The sequence below is a fragment of the Streptomyces sp. NBC_01176 genome, from assembly GCF_045039825.1.
Classification (GTDB): domain Bacteria; phylum Actinomycetota; class Actinomycetes; order Streptomycetales; family Streptomycetaceae; genus Streptomyces.
Genome location: NZ_CP108600.1, coordinates 6,622,522 through 6,647,618 on the forward strand (window position 1 = coordinate 6,622,522; position 25,097 = coordinate 6,647,618).

Here is a 25,097-nt window from a genome sequence, read left to right on the forward strand (position 1 = left end):
GATGCCGGCGTCAGACAGGGCGCGGCGGAAGCCTAGAAGGAAGTGGCCTTCGTCGACCCGCGCAAACTGGACGAGCTGAACATCCACCCGTCGATGCGCATGCGGATCGAGCACGGCCTGACCGACCGCGCGGAGCCCTATATCGGCTGAGGACCTGGGCCCTGGAGTTCATCGCCTGACAGATGTCGGCGCAGCAGTCGCATGGCGAGGACATGGTCATATCGCTGGGCCACCTCCAGCGGTGTCTCGCCGGAGGGATCCCGCAGGGCCGGATCCGCACCGTAGGCGAGGAGCACCGCGGTGGTCGCCACGGTAAGCGGTTCACCGCTCTGCAGCGCCACGTCGCCTTCCGTCTCGATCGCGTGCGTCAGCGGCGTTGCGTCATTGCCTTCATCGGGGTCTGCGCCGGAGTCGAGCAGTCGAGCCAGCAGCTCCGCGTCCTGGTGCTCCACGGCGAAGAGGGCCGGCGGCCACCAGTTACTCCCGTCGATAGCCTTCTGCTGGCTTGGACGCAGTGAGATGAAGACCGCAAAGCGCCTCCAGGTGCGCTCGACGGCAGCACCCAGGTACGGCCGCGCCCTACTGATCGCGCTGTGAACCTCGGACTCCGGTTCGTAGCGGACCAGGATTTCGTCGATCCGGGCGTCGAAGTCGAAGGATTGGCCAGCTGGGCCGGTCGTCATGTCAGCGAAGATCAAGGCGTCCAGGACTGCGGAGTCTTCCCGGTCATAGACGGCCAGCTCTGCCGAAAGGCCGCGGTGCTCCGCCTCGTACACAGCTCCGGAGTGATGAGCGACCAGTCGTACCAGGCGAGCCGGAGCGCCCAGCGATTCGAGGTGCCGAGCACCGTCGAGGGGGTGGAATCCGGTGTCACGCAGCTGGGGTGCGTAACCAATGTCGTGCAGCCATGCGGCAGCGACGAGAAGGTCCCGATCTGCCTTGGACACAGCCGTGGACACCTCGCGCGCCCGAGCTGCCACAGCCTGGGTGTGCAGCCAGTGGTTCCCGAGCGGAGGGAGCAGGGACTCGGCCAGTTCGGCCGCTCCTTGTGGCGTGTCCAGTGCAGAAGGCATGGATGGAACGGTAGCCCGAGCAGGGCAGAGAGCCGGCAGACCATGACCGGGGGTGCCGATCAGAGCGCAGTAAGACTTTCCCTACTTCATCAAGGCCCGCGCGCTGCGCGGGCGCGCGCCGCCTTTGCGGCGCGGCCTGCCTCCTGTCTGCGCCCCGGCTGGCCGCGCCCGGCGGCGCGCTAGCGAGCTGCGGGCATGAACTGGGAGACACCCTCTATGGCTGGGGCGGTCGGCTCCACGGCTTTAGGCAGCCACTTTGGGGCGAGCCTCGAAGATCATGGCCCCAACGTCGTGCTTTAACGGGCAGGTCCACAGACTGCCCGACTCGCGATGAGCTTACGGGGCCATGATCACTCGCCCCAAAGCAGCTCCAGCCCAAAGCCGCTCCGCCGACCTCAGTCTCGGAAATCTGGGGTACGTAGCTTCTCGATTGGCTACCCTCCCAAACCATGACCGCCGAACAGCCCGCCGGGTTCTGGAGCTATACGCATCGCGATGATCACCTAGATGGTGGACGGATCGTGCGTCTGTCTGAGCGTATCGCGAGCGCATTCGAGATGATCACTGGTGAGCCACTCGAAATTTTCCTCGACAAAAGATCTATCGAGTGGGGCGACGCATGGAGGGCGCGACTCGACTCGGCGCTCACTGGAACGACGTTTCTGATTCCAGTCGTCACACCAAAATTCTTGAAAAGTCAGGAGTGCAGGCGTGAGGTAATCAAATTCGCCGGACACGCGGCGAGCCTCGGACTGGACGAACTTCTACTTCCAATTCACTACGTAAATGTCCCTCAGCTAACTCAAGGGGTTGACGGCGAACCCACCGATGAAATTGTCGAGCTAATCTCAAGAAGGCAATGGGTGGACTGGCGGGATTTGCGCCTCGAAGACGAAGACTCACCTGTATACCGTCAAGCAGTCCATAAATTGGCGCTGAAGATCGCCGACGTGCTGGAAACGGCACCTCCAGCCAGGCCTGTAGAGGTGACGCAGCAGGATGAAGCAACCGAGGAGCCTCCTGGATTCATCGAGGTGATGGCACAGGCCGAGGCTGCCCTACCTACCTGGTTGCAAATCGTCGAAAAATTCGGGCTAGTAATTGCAGAGATCGGCGCGGAGTCTTCTTGGGCAACAGAGGAGATGAATAACTCGGATGCCCGAGGAGGCGGATTTGCTGGACGGATGCGCGTAGCAGAGCAGCTATCTGTGCGACTTTCTGAGCCCGTAGAGAACGTCGATGCCCTGGGATCCGAATATTGGTCCACATTGTCCTCAATCGACCCCGGCATTATTGGATTCATTCGACATGTGGGGGAAAGTGACCTAACGCCAGAAGACCGGCAGGTCGCTCGTGATTTCTTCAAGGAAATCGTTCAACTGGCCACTGTCACCAAAGAGACTACCGCCCAGCTTCAAGAATTCTCCGACAACATCGGCGGGGCCGCCCGGAGCAGTAGTCGACTGAGGCCGCAGTTCAGGACAATCCAAGCGGCGGTGCAAAAAGTCATCGATAGTCAGACGGTACTCGACGAGTGGAATCGCATGATTGACGAAACAGATCTGGGAGGTGACCAGCCCTAGCCGATTGGCACAAGATCCCCGATTGCAGCCAACCTATGGAGCCCTGCGACCTTGAGCTTTCCGCGCGCGATGACGACGGCCGGCGTACCTGTCGGCTATGGGGAAATTTTTCCGACGGCATGTCTGGTGGAATTGGGCAGGCTGGCTGAACGATCCCACCTGGACGCCACGAACCACGCCCACTCCACGGCGTGTGGATAGACGGCGGGGGATGGGAGCGGGGTGAGTGGTGGGTTAAGGCAGGGTTGGTCTCACCAGAAAATGCTGATTGAGGCTTCCGAGCGCCCAATTACAGAAGGAGAATAAGGGCGACAATCACAATCAGCAGCAGGAAGGGGCTAGCCACTGCCTTACGCAATTCCCGTTCACCTTTCCCCGAGAACATGGGGTCGTCACCCTCGTCAGTGAATGGGCGCGACGCATTAGCCTCGCTGGATAGAATTCCTCCCGCATCCCGAATCAATGCCGCAGCCGCTTTAACGTCGCCTGATTCCTTGAGCATCTCATCGACTTTGGCCAGCATCTGCGGCGATGAGACCGCTAACTTCCTAACGTTCCGCTTCGTTTCGTCATCGATCGCTTCATTTTTGATGAGCGTCTGAAACACGTTGCCGTTGTTGTGATGAATGTACTGATCAATCGCCGTCTCGGCCATGGTCCCCTCCGTCGCACTCTGTGTTACTCGCCAGCGTGGGCTCATGGCCCAAGCTCAGGTGGAAGGATGAAGTGCACTCACCATCACTTTTGGACTGTCCAAGCGGACCAGCCAGAATGAGGGCAATCAAGACAGCGGCGACCGCAGAGACGGTGGCCACGCCGATCCGGGCAAACGGATTAAGAGCTTGACCGATCGTCTTCACCAAGGTGGGCCATTTGTGTGTGACCCACAGAACGAAGGCGACCCCGATTAGGGCGAATACGAGAAGACGATCTCGCACGAAAGATCCGACATGATCGTCGGTGGATAGCTGCGCCACTCGCTCAATGAGTAATTCCAGGCTGGGTAGCGCGTAAGGGAAGTAGTCATTGACTAAGTCAATGCCCACCAGTATCAAGAAGAAGGCGAGTATGGCGCCGAGTACGTAGTGGACGATTCCAAGCCAACCTGTACTGCCGCCAGAGAGGAATCTCACTTCTCGCCGTTGCGGTAATTGTTCTGCGACACGGTTCCATTGTTCGTTTCAATGAATTGGCCGTTGACGGTAACGCCGCCAGAACGTGCGCCACCAGGAGACCCCGGCGCGTCAGCGGCGCCACCGCTCGGCTGAGGGGGACGGGGGGTGTTGGTAGTCCCTCCCTCTGGCCGCGTGTTGCTACCGGGAGGCAAGGGGGCCGTCGCTCGGTTGTCCGTCGGGCGGGAGCGTGTCCATCGAGCGGTGACCACCGCACCGCCGATGAGGGCCAGCCCACCGATTAATGCGACAACGATCTCGACCATGGAGTCCCCCTGAGCGTCCGTGAAAGGTCGACAAAACTCTACCTAACAGGGGCAGTTGATGCCCTCTACATCACACAATGAGGTTGGACGGCTGGTGGGCACCGAGTGTCTAACTGCGTGACAACCGCGACGCACAGCCGCGAACAACTGCGGACGCCAGACCATCAGCGCAGGTGACAGGCGCAGCAGCCCTAGGACATCGGGCACCCCGAGTTGCTTCGGGACGAAGCGGTCCTCGTGCCACAGGCGTGCCACATCGTGCGGTCAGCCACGGTCAACGACGGCTCGTAGCAGTCGAGAAGCACCGATTATCCGGGCTGCTGCTACAGCCGTAGTGACCTGGGCGGACATGCCGACGACCACGTCCGCCCTTACAACGCAGTAGTCGCGAGCTTCTCAACAGGCCATGATCAGTCCATGGAGGAGTACACGTGGCCAGCGCGTCGCCCCGACGTGCCGGGGCTGTCACCGGATGAAGTCTGGGCGGCGACGATTGCAGCACTTCCCGTTGGGGCCTCCGTCGCAGGAGAGGTGATTGGGCGCCAGCCCTTCGGCGTGTTCATCCGGATCGACGGGCTTCCAGGAGCCATGGGGCTGGCGGAGATTATTGCCATGCCCGAAGGGACGGGATTGCCCGTTCTGGGGGCACGCATCCGCGGTGAGGTGCTCGACCACGTTGGACGCAACCGCCAGGTGAGAGTTCGGCTACACGAGGCGGGGACAGCGCTTGGGTGATCTCGTTTGTGATGGCCCTTGAGTGGGTGGCTCGGGTTAGTGTGCGATGCGTGACCAGTGACACCCCGGCCTGTCCCGAGTGCAGCCAGCCGATGAAGTCCGGCGGCCTCGTGCTCTGCAAGCGACAGGATGACGGTCGGCGGACCTGCCGATCGCTGTGGGGGTGTGCCAGCCGGCACGTCTGGTGGAACTGGGCGGATCGGCCGGGCGACACCTTGGAGATCTGCCCCGTGCCGCAGTTGTTCCGGTGACATCCAACGCTGACATCAACGACCACGGACAGCAGCGGCATCGAGCGGCTGTAGACGGCATCTCTCTGCGCAGCTAGGCCCGGCCAGGGTCCAGTTAGACCGAACTTACAAGGCGGATGTCGGCGGTTCGAAACCGTCCGCGCCCACCAGTCTCAGGACACGACTGAGGCCCAGGTCAACCGGTGCGAAGCCGGAGACCTGGGCCTTGATCTTTCTCGGCGACTTTTCGCGCCGCCGTGCACTCACGTGCCAGGGGGTCCGTGCGGGGGCCGTTTCACCTTCTTGATCTGACCGTCCACGTAGTCGGCGATCTGGTGGTCGCGGCCGTTGACGAGGTGCTGATGGATCAGCCCGGCCCGACCGCGGTCGATTCACTGGACATGCGCTCGACGCCCCCGGAGGGCTTGCACCGGAAGGTCAAGGCAACGACGCCTCTGGTCGTGTTCTTGTAGACCCCGGTGAGCTGGTCCACCTCGACGTGAATGCCGGTCTCCTCCAGGACCTCGCGGGCGACGCCGGCCTCGGGGGTCTCGTTGAGTACGAGTACGCCGCCGGGAAGGGAGCTGGGGAAAGCGGTGGGTGGAGGGGGTAGTGAGGTCCAGCGATCACCTTCGTCACGGTGGGCTGGGCGTGGTTGGGTACCTGACGGGTCAGCCGACGCAGCCTGTGACGATGACGGGGCCGCCGGTGCAGTTGGTGGGGATGTTGTGCCGGATCTCGGATCGGTTCACGGTGAACTGGGTGTCGGTCCACACGCCGCCCGGTGCTGTGGTGGAGGCGTTGTTGTTCACCTTGCTGTGGTCGAGCGTCACCGTACCGCCCGTGTTGTAGATGCCGCCGGCCCGTGAATTGCCGGCGCCGTTCGCGCTGTTGCGGTCGACCTGGCTGTCCTGCAGCACCAGGGTGCCGGCGTCTTCGTAAATGCCACCGCCCTCCCCGCCGGAGCCTCCAACGACGTTGCCGGCGACTTCGGTCTTGATGAGCTTCAGCGAGCCTGCATTCCAGATCCCGCCGCCCTGCGTACCCGATGTGGTGTTGTTGATGATCTTGCTGTTGATGAACTGCACGGTGTCGCGAACGGAGTCGATGCCACCACCGTCAAGGCCTGAGGTGTTGTTCTTCAGAGTGGTGTTGCGGAAGACGGCGTCACCGGATTCGTGGCCGATGGCCCCGCCGGCGTTGGCGAAGTTGTTGGAGAACACGACCCCGTCGGTGGTGACGGTGCCGTCCGACTCCAGGCCTCCGCCATCGCCGCCGCCCGCGTTGTTGAAGGTGAACTCGCCGCGGCTGATGTACGCCGTTGCTCCGGCCTCGACATCGACGCCGCCTCCCTCGATGCCGGCGGTGTTGTTGTCGAGGGTGGCCTTGTTGAGCTTCAGCGTGCCGGAGCTGTCCACGAGGATGCCTCCCCCGGCCGTGGGTACGTTGCCGCCGCGGATCGTGATGTCGTCGAGCCGGAGGTCACCGGTGGAGGTGACGTGGAAGATGCGGAAGGCGCCGGCCGTCAGCCCGTCACGGACGATGGTGGAGCCCCGACCTTCGATGGTGAGTTGCCTGTCGATGGGGGGCAGTCCGTCGTCGCCGGCGTACGCGGTGGTCAGGTGGTAGGTGCAGTGGCGGGCGAGGACGAGCGTGGATCCCGCCGGCGCCGTGGCGATCGCGTTGATCAGGGCCGTGGTGCCACACGGCACCGAAATCCCGTTTCCGTTTCCGGCGACGGCCGGTACCGCGATCACGCCGTTGACCACGATCGTGGCCAGGACCGCGATGCCGGACAGTGTGCTGTATCGCATGGCTCTCCTTGAAGTGCAGGGACCGCCGGAACACAGACGAATCCCTCGTCCATGTCCCGGATACTGGGGAGCAAAGCCGCCTCCCCCGCCTCTCCCAGTGAGCCGCAACTCCTCTTCACCCAGGCACAGCAGCAAATACGGCCAAGTGAGCTCGATGCGGATAGGGCGGCCCTGCTCGTCGAAGGCGAGGTTGATCAGGCCGTCAACGATGCAGCTGGCGGGCCAGGCTCTCAGGGTCGGCGTACAAGACGGCTTCGAATTCGAGACCCGCCGGACGGATCTGCGCCAGAAGAGCCTCGTCGAGGGCCGGTGACCGGGACACACAGTGAAGGCGCCCTGGGCCGGGCCTGTCGATCACCGTGGTTCGGGCAACTGCGCCAGGAAGCCCAGGATTTGCCGGTTGACCTCGTCGGGGCGTTCCTGCTGGGTCCAGTGGCCGCAGCCGGGCAGGATCAGACCGCGCCACAGCCGCGGTGCCGCCTGCTCGACGGTACGCAGCGTCGCGTCCAGGCCGCGCAGGCCGATGACCATGTCGCGGTCTCCGCCGATGTACAGCGCCGGCACCTCGATCAGGCGGCCGCGGAAGGCCGCGAGCAGCTCCCAGTTGCGCTCGATGTTCCGGTACCAGTTCAGGCCGCCGGTGAAGGCCCGGTCGCCGTGGCGGCCGTAGTCGCCGGCGAAGACGTCGATGTCTGCCTGGGTGAGCCAGTCCGGCAGTTGCTGCGGCTCCGGCATCGCATCCAGCAGCGTGCCACCGTCGGGGACGATCCACGGGCCGGGCGGATCGTTGGCCGGGTTGTCCCCCGAAGCGCCGGAGAGGATCCGGCGGAAGGTGACCGCGGGATCCCTGGCCAGCGCCGCGTCGGCGGGCCCGGGTTCCTGGAAGCTGATCTGGTAGTAGCCTTCGCCGAACTTCTTCCGGGTGATCGACGGCGGAGCCATCCCTCCCGGCAGTAGCGGCGGGACGCTCAGGCCCGCCACGGCGCGCACGACGTCCGGGCGCATCATGGCCGTCACCCAGGCGACAGGGGCGCCCCAGTCGTGGCCGACGAGGACGGCGCTCTCCTCGCCCAGCGCGTCGATCAGCCCGATGACGTCTCCGGTGAGATGGAGCAGGCTGTACGCCTCGATGGCTTCAGGCTGCTCACTGCGGGCGTAGCCACGCTGGTCGGGGGCGACGACCCGGTACCCCGCCGCGGCCAGCGGGCCGATCTGGTGCCGCCACGAGTACCAGCTCTCCGGGAATCCGTGGAGCAGTACGACCAGCGGGCCCTCGCCCTGTTCGGCGAGATGCAGGTTGACGCCGTTGGCCGTGACGAACGTGTGCTGGATCGTGCCCGACATTGCCACCTCCGAGCAGAGTTTTCATCCCCCACCAGACACCAGACACCAGACACCAGACACCAGACACCAGACACCAGACACCAAGCGCCAGGCACCAGGCGTCCCGCGCAGTGTCGTCGCGGTCGTCGGGCCGCCCCACCGCCGGGTGAAGACCCCTCGCGGCGCTCGGATGCGGGACACCGCACAGGCCGGCTCCTTCGCCCCGACCGCGCTCGGGGAGGGTCGGGTCGGCGACGTGGACGTGGACGTGGAAGCGAAGGTCAGAGGCCGTGCAGGGCACTGATGCCGCCACTGGCATTCCGTCCGGCCGTCCCTGCGTCCCCGCGTCGGTGGTGCTCAGGTCGTCAAGCCCTCGATGGCCACGGGAAGATGGCGCGGGCCGCGCAGCACCGCGTTGGCGCGGTACGGCGGCGGGTCCTCGAGCAGCCGGGAGAACTTGACCCGGCGGAAGAGTTCGGGCACGGCCAGATGGAGTTCTATGCGGGCGAGAGGTGCGCCGAAGCAGTAGTGGATGCCGGTGTAGAAGCCCAGGTGCTCGTTGTCCTTCCGGTCGGGATCGAACCGGTCGGGGTCCTCGAAGCGCCGGGGATCGCGGTTGGCCGCGGCCAGCATGAGCCAGACCGGCGAGCCCTTGGGGATCGTGGTGCCGGCGACCTCGATGTCGGCCAGGGCGGTGGTCCACGGGACGAACTGGACCGGAGGCTCGTACCGCAGCACTTCCTCGATGATCGGGACGGCCAGGTCCGGGTCCTTCTGGAACCGTTCGAGGAGGTCGGGATGGCGCAGCAGGGTGAGCGTCGTGTTGGTGATCGCGTTGACGGTGGTCTCGTGGCCGGCGACCAGGAGCAGTACCGCGGTGGCCTCCAGGTCCGCCGGTGTCATCTCGGGAGCGAGCGCGCTGAGCATCCCGGGCCCGGGGTGGCGGCGTTTGGTCTCGATCAGATCGGACAGGTAGGCGCCCAGTTCCTGACGTGCCAACTGTGCTTTTTCCGGGCCGCCGTCGTCGTCGGAGCGAGGGTCGAGTGACGACGCCAGGGCATCGGCCCAGACGTGGAAGCGCGGCTCGTCCTCGCGCGGCACGCCGAGGACCTTGCAGATCGCGGTGACGGGGAGGGGGTAGGCGAAGTCCTCCACGATGTCGACCTGGTCCTTGCCCTCGAAGGCGTCGAGCAACTCGGTGACGACCGCGGCCAGTTCCTCGCGCAGGCCGTCGAGGAACCTGGGGCTGTGCGGCGGTCCGAACGGCCGGTTGATGGTGCCGCGCAGCCGGTCGTGCACGGGCGGGTCGGTGAAGATGAAGCTGGGCGGCAGGCCGGACTCCACCGGTTGCCCGACGCGGGCGTAGCCGGGTAGACGGTTGTTCGTGTCGTTGCTCAGCCGCGGGTCGTTGGCCAGGCTCCGCACCTCGTAATAGGTGCTGACCAGGTAGGTGCCGTCGTCCTCCCGCCTGACCGGTTGCTCGCGCAGTTCCGCGTAGAGCGGATAGGGGTCGGCCCGATTGGCGTAGTCGGTGATCTGCGCGGAGAGGGTGCCGGACGTCATGGTGACTCCTAAGGGCTCCGGGCGGTGCAGGGCCGGTGATCAGGCATGCGACGGAACGAACGTGACACGCCGCTCGTTCGGTGAGTGGCCCGTCAGCGTGACGGTGGGCCCATGGGTGGGCAGATGGGGGTCGGGGAAGGCCGGGTCGATCGGCTGCAACGTCTCGCTCCGGCGGTCGACCGAGCGGTACTCCGGCGGGAAGGGCGCGCCGGACGCGATCTGCTGCTCGTAGAACCCCAGCCACTTGGCTCCGTCGAAGGACGCTGCGGCGATGACGCGGCCGCGGTAGCCGTACACCGCGACGAACCGTTCCTCGGCGAGTGCCCCCTGGGCGATGACCAGCTGGTCGCCCAGCGGGGGCACGCCCACCGACTTGATGTTGACGCCGAACTGGGAGGACCAGAACATCGGCAACCACAGATGCGGGCGGCGCTCAGGCCCGGCACAGATCATGTTGTGGGCGGCGATCTCGGCCTGTTCGACCGCGTTGCCCCAGTGCTCCAGCGCCAGGAACTGGTAGTCGAACAGCGGGTGGGGGCTGCGGGCGACGTCACCGGCGGCGTAGATGTCGTCGGTGACGATGCCGTTGACGTCGAACACCCGGCATCCGGCGTCGCACGCGATCCCCCGCGCACCCGCGGCCACTCCCGAACCGGTGAGCCATTCCGTGTTCCGCAGGGCACCCAGCGAGACGACCGCAACGTCCACGTCGATCACCGAACCGTCGGACAGATGGGCGCGCCTGAGCCGTCCCACGTCGCCGCCCTCGAGTGCGGTGACGCTGACGCCGCACCGCAGGTCGACCCCGTGCTTGCGCTGCAGCCGTTCCGCGGCCGCGCCGATCACCCCGCCGAGCGCACCCACCAGCGGTGCTGGGCCGCGTTCGGCGACTGTGACCTCGAGGCCCTGCTCACGGCAGGCGGAGGCGACCTCGGAGCCCGTGAAACCGGCGCCGATCACCAACACCCGGGGCGTGCCCCCGGTCAGCTTCCGGTAGAGGCGGGCGGAGTCGTCGCGGGTACGCAGCACGAACACCCCGTCCAGGGCGGCCTCTTCCGGGTGGATCCAAGGCCGCGCTCTGGTCCCGGTGGTGATCAGCAGGCGGTCGTAGGGGACGGTGTCGCCGTTCGCCAGGCGTACTTGCTTGGCGTCCCGGTCCAGGCTCTCGGCGGCGACGCCAAGACGCCACTCGGCGTCGATGTCCCGCCGCCGCGGGAGCGCGGTGTCCTCGGGGCGTGCCCGTCCGAGCAGCGCCTGCTTGGACAGCGGTGGCCGGTCGTAGGGCTCGTACGGCTCGTCGCCGATCATGGTCAGTGATCCGGTGAAGCCCTTCTCGCGCAAGGTCTCCGCCGCGCGCAGACCGGCCAGCGAGGCACCGACGACGACGATGCGGCCCTGACGCCGCAGGACCTCGACGTCCGTGTCAGCCGACATGGGGCTCCACCCGCTTCGTCGGCTCATCGGAGTAGTCGACGAGGATGGCCTGGACCGGGCAGGCGGCAGCGGCCTTCTCCACCCGGTCACGCTGTGCCTCGTCGAAGCGAGGGGAGAACAGCAGCGCCTCTTCGCCGTGCAGGGCGAAGACGTCCGGGGCGAGGAAGACGCACTGGGCGAACCCCTGGCACCGGTTGAGATCGACGACAAGCCTCATGGGAATCCGCTCCCTGCATGGGCAGCGGTGGCCGAGCCCCGCAGCCGTCTGCGTTCGGTCCGTTTGATCGGCAGGCATGCCTCACGTTCAGCTTCAGTCCTGCGCCCAGGTCTCGCAAGGCGAGGGCGGCGCCGGGAGACCAGGCCTCGTGCGAGGGGGAGGGCAGCTCCTCGGGGCGCCGCACCAGCCCACGAGGTCAGCGGCCACCGTGCCCGTGGTTCGCATCGAGGGGCCTGCGGCGCCGCCTCGTCGGTGGCCGACGCAGTCTTACGAGTAGAAACCGATCCCGTACTCGTCACGCCCGCAAGCGAAGTCATCAGGACGCTCGACGCGCAGCACCTCGTACCGGGCGGCAAAGACGTCCAGCGCCTCGTGGACCGAACAGCCGAGGTGCTCTCGGATCACCATGAGTCCGCGGACGATGTGCTTGGCGAGGATCTGGTCGTCGGCAACGTCGATTGCGGCACCGTCGGTCATGACCGCGATCGAAGCCGACCCGCACCCCCATTCGCAACGGAGTTTCAGCCCTGAGCTTGCGTGCCACCACCAGGTCGGAACGACCGGGCGGGAGGACGGGAGGGAAGCCTGGGGACGGTAGGGGGAGGTGCCGCGTGCGGGTCGGCGGTGTGGGTCGTACGCCTCCGCGGGAAAAAGTGCGGCAGCGATGTGGAGCGACCCCGTCGGCCAGCGCCAAACGGACGCCCGTGGGGTAGACACTCGACGCGCTCCGCCTTCCTCCGCGGCCTCGTCCCTTACACTTTCGCCGTCACACAACGTGAGGAACGATGTGAGAAGCGTGATCGAAGCGCTGCGTACCCCGCGGCGCCCTTTTGTGCTCGGCGCGGTGCTGACGGTCGCGCTGGTGGCGCAGTCGGCTGCACTCGTCGCCCAGCAGATGCAGCTCGACAGTCTGCAGACACAGCCCATCGACCTCCAGGAGCACCTCGAGCCCGGCCCCCCCGGGCCCTCCGGCCCGTCCGGACCTCCCGGTGCGGACGGCGCCATCGGCCCGCCGGGCAAGGACGGGACGGACGGGCAGGACGGGCAGGACGGGCGGGACGGGCGGGACGGGCATGACGGCAAGGACGGCCAGGACGCTGTCGCCCCGGCGGAGCCGAGCGAGCCTTCGCCGAGCTCTTGAAGTTGTTCGTTCCTTCGGGCGGGACGGGCTCGATCGCAGTGCGGACAGCCCTCCGACGAACCGCACCGGCGCGAGCTGTCGGCCGGAGGTGGCGGCCGGCCTTGAGCTCCGGCGCGTCGACGTGGCGCCCTGAGCAGGTGAATGTGGTTCCCCGTGCCCGCCGGGCCTCGCCGGTGCCGTCCGCCAGTGCCTCTGTGCAAGTGACCGGCGGACTCGGGGCGTTCGAGGCCGCCCGGGGCCGGACACTCGACGCGGTCTCCCCGAGGCCTCGTTCTTTACACTTTCGTCGTCACACAGCGTGAGGGATAACGTGAGAAGCGTAAACGAGGCGTGGCGCGGCCCGCGGCGCCGCCTTGTGCTGAGCGCGGTGCTGACCGTCGCGGTCGTCGCGCAGACGGCTGTGCTCGTCGTCCACCAGCAGCAGATCGACGAACTCCGAGGACGGCGCATCGACCTCCAGGGGAACGGCACCCTGCGCGGCCCCTCGGGATCGCCCGGCCCGTCGGGTCCCTCGGGGCCGGCCGGCCCCACCGGCCCGACGGGCAGACCGGGGCGGAACGGGGAGGACGGTGATCGTGGCAGGTGGGGCCATATCGGGAGGAGGGGCAAGGATGGCAGGAGAGGGCAAGTCATCGGGGGGTCTTGGCGGGATGAGACCGACCAATGAATATGCGGTCATTGCCTGACCTGCCCGGGGCCCCGCGGTTGCGGACGGCGAGATCCCGAGAGCCGGCGAACCGCGGCGCCGCCGCGCGTGCTCGCCGGACCGGTGACCCGTCGGGTGCTCGGTACCGGGAGCGAGTCCCTGAGGCCGATCGTCATTTGCGCTTCCGGGACGGGGCGGCGACCGAACTCGCCCGGTGGCGCCTTCCGGTGGCCCTGACGCCGCCGAGGAGATCGCGGCTGACCGCAGCTTCCCGAGCCGCGAGTCCGAATGTCGGCGCCGGGTGCTAGCTTCCGCCCTCCAAGGGAATCCGGAAGGGGAGGAGGGCTGGTGGGGGCTTCGGGGTGGGACTACTACGTGCCGTACCAGGAAGACCTGAACGCCGCGTTGCAGCAGCTGCGGCGTGAGGTGTTCGAGGCGGGGGACTATTACTGGGTCAACGGGGGCGACTGGCGGCCGGAGGAGGAGCGAGAGCCTCGCCCGCGATCCCTGGAGGAGCTGTGGGAGGACGAGTTGGTGCGGGAGGCGGGCACGCACTCGATCCTGGACATCTTTCGCGTCGTGGGGCCCGACGACACCCCGGACTACAACACCGTGGAACCCGTGACGGCCGAGGAAGCGCGCGAGTTGCTGGGGACGGACATGCTGACCCGGGCGCACGTCAAGGACTTCGACGTGTTTCCCCGGTCTCGATGGATCGGACGATGCGCGGTGCTGCACGACGCCGGGGGCAACCCCCAGGAGATCCACTTCTGGGGCCACTCGGGCGATTGAATCACCGGCCCGCGAACGGCCGGCCGACATCCACACCCTCGTCCTACGGATCCTGCCGCTCTTCGCGCCCAGTGCGGGCAGGATGACCACAGGCAGGTCCCGACTCGCGTCCGTGCGGGGCGGCTAGAAGTTGCCGTTGGCCAGGATCTCGCCCGCCTTGTCGTAGACGGTGACGAGCCCGTTGTCCGACTCGTAGCAGGAGCTGAACGCGGCGGCGATGAGCTTGCCCTCGCCCTGGTGCGGGCCGGTGGCGCCGCCACCGAAGTCGGTGAACACCCCAGGGGCGTCCAGGATGTTGTGCCGCTTGTCGGCCCCGGTCACCTTCACGATGTGCCGGACGGCGGCCTTCTCGGCGGCGGTGCCGTTCTTGTCCACACAGGACTTGAAATCGGCCGCCTGCGAGCCGGGTCCGGTGTCCCCGGCCCCGGAGCCGTCGCGTGAGTCGTTGTGCGCCTCGTCCTTCACCTCGCTGTGGATGGAGGAGGAGTTCGAGGCGCCGCTGTTCCCGCCGCTGTCCCCGTCGCCGTCGCCGTCCCCGTCCGGGCCGCCACCTCCGGCCGCGCCGGCGATCCCGACGATGACGGCGAGGCCGAGGACGCCGAGACAGCCGAACGCCACGGCTCTGCCGACGCCGCGCTTCCCGGGCGGCTCCGGCGCGGGCGCGCCGTGGTCCCGTACCTGTGGCGGTCCGTCCCGTCCGGGCTGCTGCTGCCCTGGGTGCTGGTGGTCACTCATGGTCTCCCCTGGGGTGATTTGTGTCGTTTTGCTCTACGACGGGGAGGGGGAGGGTTGAGGTTGTCCCTGGCGCCGGGTTTCACCCGACGGGGGGAGGGCTGTGCTGTGCCCTGGGCTGGGGAGGTCGTCGCTTCATCCCCGGGCGGGCGGTCACGTGTCGGCGCACGGGAAGAGCTGCGGCGGGCACGGCGGCGGCCGGCACCCCGTACGACGCATGCCGCGCCGCACGACGGTCACGATGGCTGCGGCGGTCACGGCGGTCACGGCGGCCATGGCGGTCACGGTGGCTACGACGGGTTCGCCGCCGGTGCCCCGTGGGCGTGCTTCAGCCTCGCGCGGGCGTCGACCGTCTCCGGGGGTGCGACCTCCGACCAGAAGCGGTGGCAGGTCACGAACACGGCGAGCTCGCGCTCACGCTGCCTGAGCTTCTCCACCTCGGCCTGTTCGTCCTCGGTCCAGCCGGGGGACGCGGGGCGCTCCACCTGGCGCCAGCCCCTGTCGTCGCTGAAGCCGTCCAGGGGTTCCACCGACCAGGGGAGCCGCTTGAGCAGGGCCAGGAGCTCCGCCCGGACCTGGTGCAACTCCTCCTGGCCGGCCAGGAGGTCACTCGGGAAGTCATAGGTCGCAGCCACGCGGCAATGGTACGCCTGTTCGATTTTGTGGTGCGAGTTCCTTCCGGGAGTTCACACGAACGGTTGGGACACGGCCTTCGCGCGGCCTGGCGCTCGGCCGGGCCCGGCCCGTGCTCGGCTGCCGGTGAGCGGCACGGGGCGCCGGGCGTCGCCAAGGGCGGGTGGACGCCCGACTACCGTGGCTCCGCATGACCCGCACCGAGATCGAGATCACCGCAGAACTGGTCCGGGAGCTCCTGCGCGACCAGCACCCCGATCTGGCCGATCGCCCGGTGAGGCTCGGCGCGCGCGGCTGGGACAACCAGCTGTGGCGGCTCGGCGACGACCTCGCCGTCCGGATGCCCTGGGCGACGCTGTCCGCGGATGCCCTGCTGCGCAAGGAGCACGCCTGGCTGCCTGATCTCGCCCCGCGACTTCCCCTGCCGGTCCCCGTGCCGCAGCGCCTCGGTGAGCCGTCCGAGCGGTTCCCGCGGCCCTGGATCGTCACCACCTGGGTGCCGGGCGATCCGGCCGACCGCGCTCCCGCCACCCGCGCCGCGGAGGCGGCCGACACCCTGGCGGCCTTCCTGACGGCTCTTCACCGCCCCGCTCCCGCCGGGGCGCCCGCCGGCCGTGACCGCGGGGGGCCGCTGGCCGAACGCGCCGAGGGGTTCGCGCGGCAGCTCGCCGCGGCCACCGGGCTGGGGCTGATCCCCGACCCGGACGCCGTCCGCGCGGTCTGGGAGGACGCCGCCACCGCGCCCGACTGGGCGGGTCCGGCCCTGTGGCTCCATGGCGACCTGCACCCGGCCAACGTGCTCACCGAGGACGGCGCCATCTGCGGCGTGATCGACTTCGGCGACCTCTTCGCGGGCGACCCGGCCTTCGATCTCGCCGCCGCCTGGATCCTGCTGCCGGACGGTGCCGCCGACCGTTTCCACGGGGCCTACCAGCCGTCCCCGGACGCCGCGACCTTGCGTCGCGCCCGCGGCTGGGCGGTGCTGCGCGCCCTCGCCTGCATCCTCATCGCGGACGCCGGCGTCCACGGCCGCCCCGGTGGCAAGCCCAGCTGGGGCCCACCCGCCCACGCCGCGATGCGGCGCCTCGTGGCAACGGCCGGCAACTGAACGCGCCCGCGAGCCCTCACGCCCGCGAGCCCTCACGCCCGCGAGCCCTCACGCCCGCGAGCCCTCACGCCCGCGCGTCCTCACGCCCCCAAGCCCTCGTGCCCTTGCCGGCGCGCGGATGCGCTCGGCACAGTTGGCCAGCCAAGACTGCTCAGCCTGAACTGACCAGTTCAAACTGGACAGCCTTGACTGATGGATTTAGTGTGGCGGCATGGACGACAGCGCCGAGGGCATCTCCGAGTCCGCCGCCCGCGCGGCGCAGGATCTGCGGGTGGCGTTCAACCGGCTGCGGCGGAGGATCCGGGAGGTCTCCGAGCGGCAGGACCTCACCCCGTCCCAGGTCTCCGCACTCACCCTGGTGAGCAAGAGCGGAGCCGCCACGGCGAGCGCGCTGGCCGCCACCGAGGGCGTCCGGCCGCAGTCCATGGCCGCCACCCTCGCCGTGCTCGACCAGCAGGGCCTGATCGCCCGCAACCCGGACCCGGGGGACGGCCGCCGACAGCTCGTCACGCTGACCGACGCCGGCCGCGAACGCGTCGAGGGCACTCGGCAGGCCCGCGGAGAATGGCTGGCCAAGGCACTCCAGGAGCGCTGCACGGAGGCCGAGCGGCAGAGCGTCATCGAGACCATGGCCGTACTGGACCGGCTCACCCGCCCGTGATACCCGCCCTCCGCACACGGTTCCGACGGATTCCCGGCCTCCAGCGCCACCGCACGGCGTCATGGGCGCCCCCGCCGCCGACGCCGCCTTCCTCGCCGACACCGCCTCCGCGGACGACGCCGCCTTCCTCGCCGACACCGCCTCCGCGGACGACGCCGCCTTCCTCACGGACGCCGCCGACACCGGCGGTCCGCACCGGCCGGCTCCCCTTCTTCCTGCCCGCCGGAGCCGTACCGCTCCCGGCGGCGACCCTCCCGTACCGATCCCTCCGCACACGCACCGGCACACCCCTCCGAAAGGCCTGACCATGGCAGTCACCACGCTCGACCCGCACACCGCCCTCGTCGTCATCGACCTGCAGAACGGCATCGTCGGGAACCCGGGCCTCGCCCCCCACACCGCCGCCGAGGTCGTGGAGCGGTCGGTGCTGCTCGCCGACGCCTTCCGCGCGCAGGGTCTTCCGGTCGTCCTCGTACGGGTCACCGCCGCCGCCGACGGAGCGGACGCCGTACCCGGCCGCAACGAAGCGCCGAACCGCGCCCGCAGCTTCCCGGAGGGCTGGGACGTCATCGTCGACGAACTGGCCGGACACCCCGAGGACATCACCGTCACCAAGCGGAACTGGGGCGCCTTCTACGGCACCGACCTCGACCTGCAGCTGCGCCGCCGCGGGATCACCCAGATCGTGCTGACCGGCATCGCCACCAGCATCGGCGTCGAGTCCAGCGCCCGCGCCGCCCACGAGCACGGCTACCACGTGACCCTGGCCACCGACGCCATGACCGACCTGGACGGCGAGACCCACCGCAACAGCGTCGAGCGGATCTTCCCCCGCCTCGGCGAGACCGGCACCACCGCCGAGATCGTGGAGTTGTTGGCCAAGACCCACGCGTGACCCGCGCCCCGCGTCAGCGGGGACGCGCGTCCTCCAGCTCCCGCACGAGCCGCTCCGCGACCGGCACGGGCACCCCGTGCCGGGCCGCGGCCCGCAGCAACGCGCCGCCGATCGCGTCCAGTTCGAGCGGGCGGCCCGCCTCGGCGTCACGCTGCATGGAGGACTTCGCACCCGGCGGGAAGGCGTCGTAGCGAGCGAGGGCCGTGGCCGGGTCGGCCGGGGCCCCGCTCGCCCGGCTCACGGCGGCGGTCTCCGCCACCAGAGCCGTCAACTCCGTTCGGTGCAGCGTACGGACATCGCCCAGTGGCACTCCGTAACGTGTCGTCAGCAGCGCGAACGGGGCGAGGAACGACATCTTCGCCCACAGCACCGCCGCCTCGTCGGCCTGGACGCCGACGGCCGGTCCGGCCGCCGTGAGGACCCCGGCGAGCGCGTCGAGCCGCTCGCGCGCCACCGTGTCACCGGTCAGGTCGATCTCCGCGAAGGGGCTGCCGTGCTCGATCACCCCGGGGGCGGTCCGGGTCGACTCGACACGGATGACGGCGGGGGCGACGCGGTCCGGCCCGTAGCGGGCGCGCAGGGCCGCGGGGTGTTCGACGCCGTTCAGGAAGGGGACGAGCAGACCGTCGCCGAGCGCCCGCGCAGGTACCCGGTCGAGTGCCGCGTCGAGCGCCGTGTGCTTGACCGCGATCAGACAGGCGTCGACCGGTTCGCGCAGCTCGGTGTCCGCCTCGACACGGGCCGTGAACTCCCCGAACCGTCCGCTGCGGACGCGGATGCCGTCCGCGCGCAGCACCCGCGCGGTGTCGTCCCCGGCCAGGCAGATCACCCGGTGCCCGGCCCGCGCGACCAGCGCGGCGAGCAGCCCGCCGACGCCGCCGGGGCCCAGTACCGCCACCGTGAACCGCTCGTCGCGTACGTTCCTCGTCATGTCCGTTCGATCCTCTCGTCGGTCGGCCCCGGAAACGGTGGCCGCCTGGACGTGGATCATGCCAGCCGCGCCCTCCGGCGCTACAGCCGCACCGACGCGCCCGGCTCCAACAGGTGCAGCCGGTCGCCGAGTCCGGCCTCCGCGAAGGCCTTCGTCAGCGTGGCGCCGTCCTCGGTGAAGTGGCCCCAGTGCTCGAAGTGCAGGGGGACGACGTGCCGGGCGTCCAGGATCACGGCGGCCCGCGCGGCCTCCTCGCTGGTCAGGGTCAGCGGGGCGTCCGGTACGAGCGGGGTGCGCGCCGCACCCGCGAAGAGGACGGCCACGTCGAACGGGCCCTCCCGCCGGGCGATCTCGCGGACCACGTCCAGCGACGCGTTGTCACCGCTGACGTACACCTTGGGCAGCCCCTCGCCGGACAGCACGAACCCGGTCACCTCGCCCACGACCGGCTCCGAGCCCTCGGGGCCGTGCAGCGCGGGTACGGCGGTCACCCGGAGGGCGCCGGCGCCGTCGGGGCGCGGCAGCTCGACGTGCTCCCAGGCGGGCAGGGCCCGCACGGGAGCGCCGATGCGGTCGTACGCCGATGCCGTGGACAGGGTGAGGGGCGCGCCGGAGACGTACGTCCGCCCGGCGGCGTCGAGGTTGTCCGGGTGCTGGTCGTGCGAGAGCAGTACGGCGTCGACGGCGCCGATCTCCGCGGCCGCCACCGCGGGTCCCGCCGTCTTCACCAGCTTGCGCGCGCCGATGGGGTACTCGCCGGGGGCGTCGAAGGTCGGGTCGGTGAGCAGCCGGAGGCCACCGAGCTCGACGACGGCCGTGGGCCCGCCGACGTAGGTGATCTGCACAGGGGTCATGTTCTGCACAAGGGGCCGGAGCGAGACCGTATTCCCGTGCCCGTGCCAGCACGTACCCGTGCCAGCACGCGCACCCGCGCGAGTACGTGTACCCGCTCCCCGTCCCCGCACCGCATGCGACGACCGGGGCCCATGGTGGCGTCGTCCGCGCGAGAATGGGCGTATGTGCCGCAGCATCAAGACTCTCCGCCCGCCCGTACTCCCCGAAGAGGCCACCGAGGAGGACATGCGCGCCGCCGCCCTCCAGTACGTCCGCAAGGTCTCCGGCTTCCGTGCCCCGGCCGCCCACAACCGCGAGGTCTTCGAGCAGGCGGTGGAGGCGGTCGCGGCCGCCACGGCCGAGCTGCTGGAGGGCCTGGAGGTACGCGGGGTCAGCCGGCGCGCAGGATGATCCGACCCGGCGGCGGAACGGCCCCGCGGGGCGCTCCGTGAAGCACGGCATGCGTCAGGCGCCGGTGCCCGACTCCTGGGGTATGGGCCGGCGCATCAGGTACGCGGCGCCCGCGCCGGCGCCGAACAGCGCCGCGAACGAGACCCCCGTGGCCAGCCAGGTCGCGCCCAGCCACTGCCCGCCGAAGTAGCCGAGGGCCACGCTGTACACGGCCCAGGCCAGGCCGGCGAGTATGGACCAGGGCAGGAACTCGCGGACACGGCGGTGGGCGGCACCGGCGCCGAGCGAGACGACCGAGCGGCCGGCGGGCGCGAAACGGGCGAGGACGACCAGCGCGCCGCCCGCGCCGCCGCCGCGCGCGAGCACCGCGCCGAGACGTTCCTGCGCGCTGGAGAGCCGGCGGGAGCGGGCGATGGCACGGGCCAGGCGCTCGCCGCCGCGCCAGGCCAGCCGGTACGCCACCAGGTCGCCGAGGACCGAGGCGGTGGCCGCGGAGAGGGTGAGCGCCAGGATGTCGGGCACCGCGTGCGGAACGGCCCCGGTGGAACCCGCGGCCGCGGCGGTGGCCGCCGTGATGACCAGGACGCCGCTGGGCAGCACCGGCAGGAAGACGTCCAGCAGGACCGAGACGGCCACCGCCGCGTAGATCCATGGGCTGCCCGTCAGCGACCCCACACTCTCCAGCACCGAAAACTCCCCTGTACTCCCCCGAGGGCACGACCTCGCCGCTACGTCGCGGGGGAGCGGCAGGGCGGCCTGTGACAGCCATACAGCGTACGCGGCGGGTGTGACGGCGGGGTCACGGGGGGCTCATGTGTTGTTCACGGTGCGTTGACGCCGAGGGGAATGGGGGAGCGCGGAGGGTGGACTATCGGGGTGGCGCCGGGACGAGCATCCGGGGGGCCGCGAGGGCGGCGCCCGCCTCTTTCTCGGCCGTCGCGGCACGCAGCGCCGCCCGCGCCACCGCGTCGGCGTCCGACAGCGTGACCGAGTCCACCCCTGGTCTGGCGCCGGCCGCGGTCACCCAGTGCACGCCCTCCGTGGGCACCCCGAAGGCGAACCGTCGTGCGTGCGCGAGACCTTGACGGTCCCTCAGGCGGTACGGGCGCCGTGTCACGTCCAGCCCCCCGGTCTCGTGGCCGTCACTCGTGTGCGGGCGGCACTGACCCGTCTTCAGCAGCCGGGCGAGCAGTTCGTCGGCCGTCCGCCTGAGGTCCGGTTCCGGAAGCCGTGCCTCTATGAGCGTGGTCGCGCGTACGGCCGAGCCCGGTACGTCCGGGGAGTGCGCGATCCAGGCCCCGTCCTCGGCCCGCACGTCGAACCGTGGGCCGAGGACGTCCAGGACGCCCGCCTCGATCAGCGCGGTCATCTCCTCGACGCGTCTGCGGGGCGGCCCGATGGACAGGAAGGCGTTCAGCGGTGTGTACCAGCGGTCCAGGTGCTCCCGGCGCGACCCGCCCCGCAGACCGCCGTGGTCGACGATCAGCCGCACCTCGTTGCGCAGGTCCCGCAGCACGTCCAGGGCGGCCTTTAGGGGGCCCTCGACATTCCCGAGCGCGGCCTGCGCGGCGTCCTTGCGCAGATGGGCGAGCAGCCAGCCGCGCCACGCGCCGGCGTCGGCGAACGCATGCCCGCTGTACGGACGCGACATACGGTCCCAGGACCAGCGGTCGGCCTCCGCCACACCGAACTCGTCGAGCAGGGACGCCTCTTCAGGATCGCCGTGAGGTACCGCGAGGAAGCGTTCCGTGAACTCCCGCGGGCCGCCGTGAAGCCACGGGCGCCCTCTCAACAGCCCCTCGTAGTAGACGGTTTCGACCTCCTTCGCGACCAGCGGCCATATCTCGCCCAGGAAGTCCGGTGCCTCGCCCGAGTCGGCGCGTCCGCGGAAGCGGGCGACGGTCTCGGGGGTGAGCACGAGCGGGATGTGACGGCCGTACGGCCCCTTCGCGTTGTCGCCGCGGGCCTGGTAGGGGACACCGCGGCGGGAGCCCGCGTACAGACGGGGCTCCCGGCCCGAGGGGTGGTACCGCAGGCCCCGGCGGGTCCGGGTGAAGCGGCCGCCGCGGCCCGCCGTCAGCAGGGCCATGTGGTCGAAGAAGTTGAGGCCGAGCCCGCGCAGCAGGACGGGCTCGCCGGGGGCGAGGGCGGAGAGGTCGACGTCGGCCGGATTGGCGGGCGGGACGTGTCGCAGGCCGTGCCGTTGTGCGTACGCGGCGAGGTCGCGCAGGCCGCGGTCCGCGGACACCGGCAGATGGCCCTGCGCGAGCACGACCGCGGACAGTTCGGGCAGGTCGCGCCCGTCGTCGAGGGTGAGGGTCTGGAGGCCGCCGGGGCCGTCGTCGAGCCGTATCGCGCGTGCCCGGTGCGTCCGGACGCGGACGGTGTCCGGAGCCTTTCGCACCACCTCGGCGAACACCCACTCCAGATAGCGGCCGTAGTGGGCGCGGGTCGGGTACTCGTCCGGGCCGAGGTCGCCGCCCGCCCAGGTGTGCAGGCTCGGCCCGGTACGGATCGGGCCCGAGCAGGCCACGCTGTCGTCGGTGAAGAGGGTCACCTGCGAGGCCACGGTGTTCATCAGCAGGTGCGGGGACTGCGCGGTGCGCCAGACGCGGCCGGGCCCGGGCGGCGCCGGGTCGACGACGTGGACGGTCAGTCTGGTGTCCGGCGGGAGCAGTTCCGGCGCGGAGGCGCAGAGGCGTTCGAGGACGCTCGTACCCCGCGGTCCGGCGCCCACCACGGCGACGGAGACCTCGGTCGGCTCGGCGGGCCCTGCGGATTCCGCGGTCGGTGCAGACAAGAGTGTGACTCCCGGACATGGTGGGGCGCATGGCGGCGAACTGCCCGCTGGAAGCGGACGGTCCGCCTCATCATGCCGTCGTGGGGCACGGGAGCCGAGCCCCGGGCGGTGGGACGGCCGCCTGCTGTGTGATGCGTCACGAGCATCACGGGCGACGCGCGCGACAACCGTATACACCGCCCACAAAGGGCGGTTGCGGACGACTGCGGACGTCCGGGACGGCCGAGGTGAATTCTTCCGTAAGCCGCGAACACACGGCCTCCGGAACCCTCGACCTCCGTGACTCGACGTCTCCCGAACCCGCGGTCTCCCGAACCCGCGGGCCCCTGAAACCGCGGGCCCCCGACCTCACGGACTCAGTTCGGAGTCCATGACCGTCCGCAGCCGGGCGCCCTCGCGCCCGCCCCTCCGCCCGGCCCGCGCGTGCTCCAGTCGCAGCCGGGAGGAACGCCCGTGCAGGGTCAGGGTCATGAGCTGGTTGCCGAACCAGGGGCCGCCCGTCCTGCGCCAGCTGACGGCGGGGCGCGCGCAGTTGCCGTGCCGGGCCAGAAGACGGCCTATCGCCCGGCCCAGCGCGCTCCACCCGAAACGGAACCCGAGCCGCATGTACGGCGGTATGGAGTTGTGGACGGGGGAGCAGGTCAGTTGCAGCACGCGGGCGTCGGGACCGGACGTGCCCTCGGGCCACGCGGGTTCGGCGACGTAGGCGTGGTGGACGTCTCCCGACAGCACGCACACGGTGGCCGGCGCGTCCGGACCGGAACCGGCCTCGGCGACCAGCGCGGCCAGCGCGTCGAAGGACGCCGGGAAGGCCGCCCAGTGCTCCAGGTCCGCCCCGCGGCGCAGCTTCTCCCCGAACCCGGCCCAGCGCGCGCCCCGCTCGCCCCGGCACAGCGCGGCGTCCCACGCCTCGGCCTCGTGCACCAGGTGGGGGAGGAGCCAGGGCAGCGAGGTCCCGATCAGGAGGTGGTCGTACGTGCCCGGGGCGTCCAGTGCCTGCTCGCGCAGCCACCCGGCCTCGCCCGGATCCAGCATCGCCCGCTCGTCCTCGGCCAGCACCCGGCCCGCCCGGCTGTCCACCATCAGCACCCGGACGCGGCCGAAGTCGCGGCGGTAGCTCCAGCGCACGGAGGCGGGGTCGGCGTCGGACTGGGCGGCGAAGCCGCGCAGCACGTCCGTGCCGTCGGGGGTCTCGCGGACGGCGGCGTAGAGGGGGTCCTCGGCCAGTTCGCGCGGCGAGAGGTTGCCGAGGTGCTGGTGGACCCAGTACGACATCAGGCCGCTCAGCAGCCGCTCGCGCCACCACCCCGTGGCCCGGATGTCGGCGACCCACGCGGCGCTGGTGTTCCAGTCGTCGATGACGTCGTGGTCGTCGAAGATCATGCAGCTGGGCACGGTCGACAGCAGCCAGCGGACCTCGGGGTCGAGCCAGGACTCGTAGTAGAGGCGGGTGTACTCCTCGTAGTCCGCGACCTGGCTGCCCGGGGGGTCCGCGAGGTTGCGGCGGGCGGTGAGCCAGGCGCGGGTCGCGTCCGACACCTCGTCCGCGTACACCTGGTCGCCCAACAGCAGCAGGACGTCGGGGCGTTCGCCGTCCGGTGCGGCGGCGACACGTCGCGCGAGGGTGTCGAGGGCGTCAGGACCCACCGGGTCCTTCTCGTCGGCGGGGGGAGCCGCCCAGCGGCAGGAGCCGAAGGTGACCCGGACCGCGTCCTGCCCGTCCGGGGTGCGGACGACCGAGGGCGGGAAGGCCGAGTCGGGCAGCGGCCAGACGCGGACGTCGTCCAGCAGCACCTCGTACGCGGACACCGTGCCCGGTGTCAGTCCGTCCACCGGCACCAACGCGTAGTGGTGCCCGGCGACTTGGAACGTGCGCGCCTCGCCGCGGGCGCCGCCCGCGCAGCGCACCTCGGCGGTGCACGGACGGTTCGCCTCGACCCAGAAGGTCGCGGACGACCCGTCGATGTACCTCAACAGCGGCCCCAGGAGCAGCTCCGCCATGGTGATCACCCTCCTCCGTCGCCCCGTACGGTACGGAACGACGGAGGGGAGCGGGGAGGTTCCGGGAAGCGCGCCGCTTTCGGTGGTGGGGGGACGGCGCGG

General features: G+C 69.8%; 24 protein-coding genes and 2 pseudogenes. 9 read left to right on the forward strand and 17 right to left on the reverse strand.

The genetic code is table 11. The features are described from left to right. Positions 1 to 36: 36 nt before the first annotated feature. Positions 37 to 150, forward strand: a pseudogene (locus tag OG199_RS28580) (NUDIX hydrolase); the annotation flags it as partial. Here the strand turns inward: OG199_RS28580 and OG199_RS28585 are convergent. Next, complete coding sequence (locus OG199_RS28585; protein WP_405831889.1) at positions 138 to 1,073, reverse strand: HDIG domain-containing metalloprotein; 936 nt, start codon at positions 1,071 to 1,073, stop codon at positions 138 to 140. The pseudogene OG199_RS28580 and the gene OG199_RS28585 overlap by 13 nt on opposite strands. Before the next feature lie 449 nt (positions 1,074 to 1,522). On the opposite strand from OG199_RS28585, the gene OG199_RS28590 reads away from it, so the two are divergent. Continuing rightward, positions 1,523 to 2,656, forward strand: coding sequence for a toll/interleukin-1 receptor domain-containing protein (locus OG199_RS28590; RefSeq protein ID WP_405831891.1), 1,134 nt, complete (start codon positions 1,523 to 1,525; stop codon positions 2,654 to 2,656). Between the two features lie 289 nt (positions 2,657 to 2,945). On the opposite strand, the gene OG199_RS28595 is transcribed toward OG199_RS28590, so the two are convergent. Continuing rightward, positions 2,946 to 3,311 (reverse strand): hypothetical protein, encoded by a 366-nt coding sequence (locus OG199_RS28595; protein WP_405831892.1) that lies wholly within the window; start codon positions 3,309 to 3,311, stop codon positions 2,946 to 2,948. A 1,200-nt stretch (positions 3,312 to 4,511) separates the two neighbouring features. On the opposite strand from OG199_RS28595, the gene OG199_RS28600 reads away from it, so the two are divergent. Next, positions 4,512 to 4,829 (forward strand): hypothetical protein, encoded by a 318-nt coding sequence (locus OG199_RS28600; RefSeq protein WP_405831893.1) that lies wholly within the window; start codon positions 4,512 to 4,514, stop codon positions 4,827 to 4,829. Between the two features lie 609 nt (positions 4,830 to 5,438). Here the strand turns inward: OG199_RS28600 and OG199_RS28605 are convergent. From OG199_RS28605 to OG199_RS28635, 7 genes and pseudogenes are all read right to left on the reverse strand, one after another. Continuing rightward, positions 5,439 to 5,639: pseudogene (locus OG199_RS28605) on the reverse strand (NUDIX domain-containing protein); the annotation flags it as partial. A gap of 91 nt (positions 5,640 to 5,730) precedes the next feature. Next, a complete protein-coding gene (locus OG199_RS28610) occupies positions 5,731 to 6,873 on the reverse strand; it encodes a hypothetical protein (RefSeq protein ID WP_405831895.1) in 1,143 nt (380 codons plus the stop codon). A gap of 354 nt (positions 6,874 to 7,227) precedes the next feature. Continuing rightward, positions 7,228 to 8,217, reverse strand: coding sequence for an alpha/beta fold hydrolase (locus OG199_RS28615; RefSeq protein ID WP_405831897.1), 990 nt, complete (start codon positions 8,215 to 8,217; stop codon positions 7,228 to 7,230). 336 nt (positions 8,218 to 8,553) lie between these two features. After that, on the reverse strand, positions 8,554 to 9,759 hold the full coding sequence (locus OG199_RS28620; RefSeq protein ID WP_401798985.1) for a cytochrome P450: 1,206 nt from the start codon (positions 9,757 to 9,759) through the stop codon (positions 8,554 to 8,556). A 39-nt stretch (positions 9,760 to 9,798) separates the two neighbouring features. After that, a complete protein-coding gene (locus OG199_RS28625; RefSeq protein ID WP_405831898.1) occupies positions 9,799 to 11,193 on the reverse strand; it encodes an NAD(P)/FAD-dependent oxidoreductase in 1,395 nt (464 codons plus the stop codon). After that, positions 11,183 to 11,410 carry a ferredoxin gene (locus OG199_RS28630; RefSeq protein WP_168527920.1) on the reverse strand — a complete coding sequence of 76 codons (228 nt, stop codon included), beginning with the start codon at positions 11,408 to 11,410 and terminating at the stop codon, positions 11,183 to 11,185. Before OG199_RS28630 ends, OG199_RS28625 begins: the two co-directional genes overlap by 11 nt. Positions 11,411 to 11,677: 267 nt before the next feature. Beyond that, on the reverse strand, positions 11,678 to 11,887 hold the full coding sequence (locus OG199_RS28635) for a hypothetical protein (protein WP_405831899.1): 210 nt from the start codon (positions 11,885 to 11,887) through the stop codon (positions 11,678 to 11,680). Between the two features lie 310 nt (positions 11,888 to 12,197). On the opposite strand from OG199_RS28635, the gene OG199_RS28640 reads away from it, so the two are divergent. Together OG199_RS28640 and OG199_RS28645 are read left to right on the forward strand one after the other, a co-directional pair. Further along, positions 12,198 to 12,551, forward strand: a complete 354-nt coding sequence (locus tag OG199_RS28640) for a hypothetical protein (protein ID WP_356806856.1) — start codon at positions 12,198 to 12,200, stop codon at positions 12,549 to 12,551. Between the two features lie 994 nt (positions 12,552 to 13,545). Continuing rightward, entirely contained in the window at positions 13,546 to 13,989 is a 444-nt protein-coding gene (locus OG199_RS28645) for a hypothetical protein (protein ID WP_401798979.1), read from the forward strand. A 123-nt stretch (positions 13,990 to 14,112) separates the two neighbouring features. Here the strand turns inward: OG199_RS28645 and OG199_RS28650 are convergent, their stop codons facing one another. The 3 genes from OG199_RS28650 to OG199_RS28660 all read right to left on the reverse strand — a co-directional run bounded on the left by OG199_RS28650 (position 14,113) and on the right by OG199_RS28660 (position 15,356). Beyond that, a complete protein-coding gene (locus OG199_RS28650) occupies positions 14,113 to 14,724 on the reverse strand; it encodes a hypothetical protein (RefSeq protein ID WP_405831901.1) in 612 nt (203 codons plus the stop codon). A gap of 150 nt (positions 14,725 to 14,874) precedes the next feature. Further along, on the reverse strand, positions 14,875 to 14,997 hold the full coding sequence (locus OG199_RS28655) for a hypothetical protein (protein WP_356806850.1): 123 nt from the start codon (positions 14,995 to 14,997) through the stop codon (positions 14,875 to 14,877). A 14-nt stretch (positions 14,998 to 15,011) separates the two neighbouring features. Next, positions 15,012 to 15,356 carry a hypothetical protein gene (locus OG199_RS28660; protein WP_266698920.1) on the reverse strand — a complete coding sequence of 115 codons (345 nt, stop codon included), beginning with the start codon at positions 15,354 to 15,356 and terminating at the stop codon, positions 15,012 to 15,014. 188 nt (positions 15,357 to 15,544) lie between these two features. Between OG199_RS28660 and OG199_RS28665 the strand changes: the two genes are divergently transcribed. The 3 genes from OG199_RS28665 (at position 15,545) to OG199_RS28675 (ending at position 18,018) form a co-directional block, all read left to right on the forward strand. After that, complete coding sequence (locus tag OG199_RS28665) at positions 15,545 to 16,462, forward strand: aminoglycoside phosphotransferase family protein (protein ID WP_405831903.1); 918 nt, start codon at positions 15,545 to 15,547, stop codon at positions 16,460 to 16,462. A 211-nt stretch (positions 16,463 to 16,673) separates the two neighbouring features. Continuing rightward, positions 16,674 to 17,123, forward strand: a complete 450-nt coding sequence (locus OG199_RS28670) for a MarR family transcriptional regulator (RefSeq protein ID WP_356806847.1) — start codon at positions 16,674 to 16,676, stop codon at positions 17,121 to 17,123. 307 nt (positions 17,124 to 17,430) lie between these two features. After that, entirely contained in the window at positions 17,431 to 18,018 is a 588-nt protein-coding gene (locus OG199_RS28675) for a hydrolase (RefSeq protein WP_356806867.1), read from the forward strand. A gap of 13 nt (positions 18,019 to 18,031) precedes the next feature. On the opposite strand, the gene OG199_RS28680 is transcribed toward OG199_RS28675, so the two are convergent. Next, positions 18,032 to 18,949: a ketopantoate reductase family protein gene (locus OG199_RS28680; protein ID WP_405831904.1), complete on the reverse strand. Its 918-nt coding sequence runs from the start codon at positions 18,947 to 18,949 to the stop codon at positions 18,032 to 18,034. 80 nt (positions 18,950 to 19,029) lie between these two features. Further along, positions 19,030 to 19,803, reverse strand: coding sequence for an MBL fold metallo-hydrolase (locus tag OG199_RS28685; RefSeq protein WP_405831905.1), 774 nt, complete (start codon positions 19,801 to 19,803; stop codon positions 19,030 to 19,032). Between the two features lie 163 nt (positions 19,804 to 19,966). On the opposite strand from OG199_RS28685, the gene OG199_RS28690 reads away from it, so the two are divergent. Next, a complete protein-coding gene (locus OG199_RS28690; RefSeq protein ID WP_405831906.1) occupies positions 19,967 to 20,194 on the forward strand; it encodes a DUF2277 domain-containing protein in 228 nt (75 codons plus the stop codon). 54 nt (positions 20,195 to 20,248) lie between these two features. Here the strand turns inward: OG199_RS28690 and OG199_RS28695 are convergent, their stop codons facing one another. The 3 genes from OG199_RS28695 to OG199_RS28705 form a co-directional block, all read right to left on the reverse strand. Then, entirely contained in the window at positions 20,249 to 20,881 is a 633-nt protein-coding gene (locus tag OG199_RS28695; protein ID WP_356802553.1) for a VTT domain-containing protein, read from the reverse strand. A gap of 181 nt (positions 20,882 to 21,062) precedes the next feature. Next, positions 21,063 to 22,994 carry an FAD/NAD(P)-binding protein gene (locus tag OG199_RS28700; RefSeq protein ID WP_405831908.1) on the reverse strand — a complete coding sequence of 644 codons (1,932 nt, stop codon included), beginning with the start codon at positions 22,992 to 22,994 and terminating at the stop codon, positions 21,063 to 21,065. 348 nt (positions 22,995 to 23,342) lie between these two features. Continuing rightward, positions 23,343 to 24,995 carry an alkaline phosphatase D family protein gene (locus OG199_RS28705; RefSeq protein ID WP_401798968.1) on the reverse strand — a complete coding sequence of 551 codons (1,653 nt, stop codon included), beginning with the start codon at positions 24,993 to 24,995 and terminating at the stop codon, positions 23,343 to 23,345. Positions 24,996 to 25,097 lie beyond the last annotated feature (102 nt).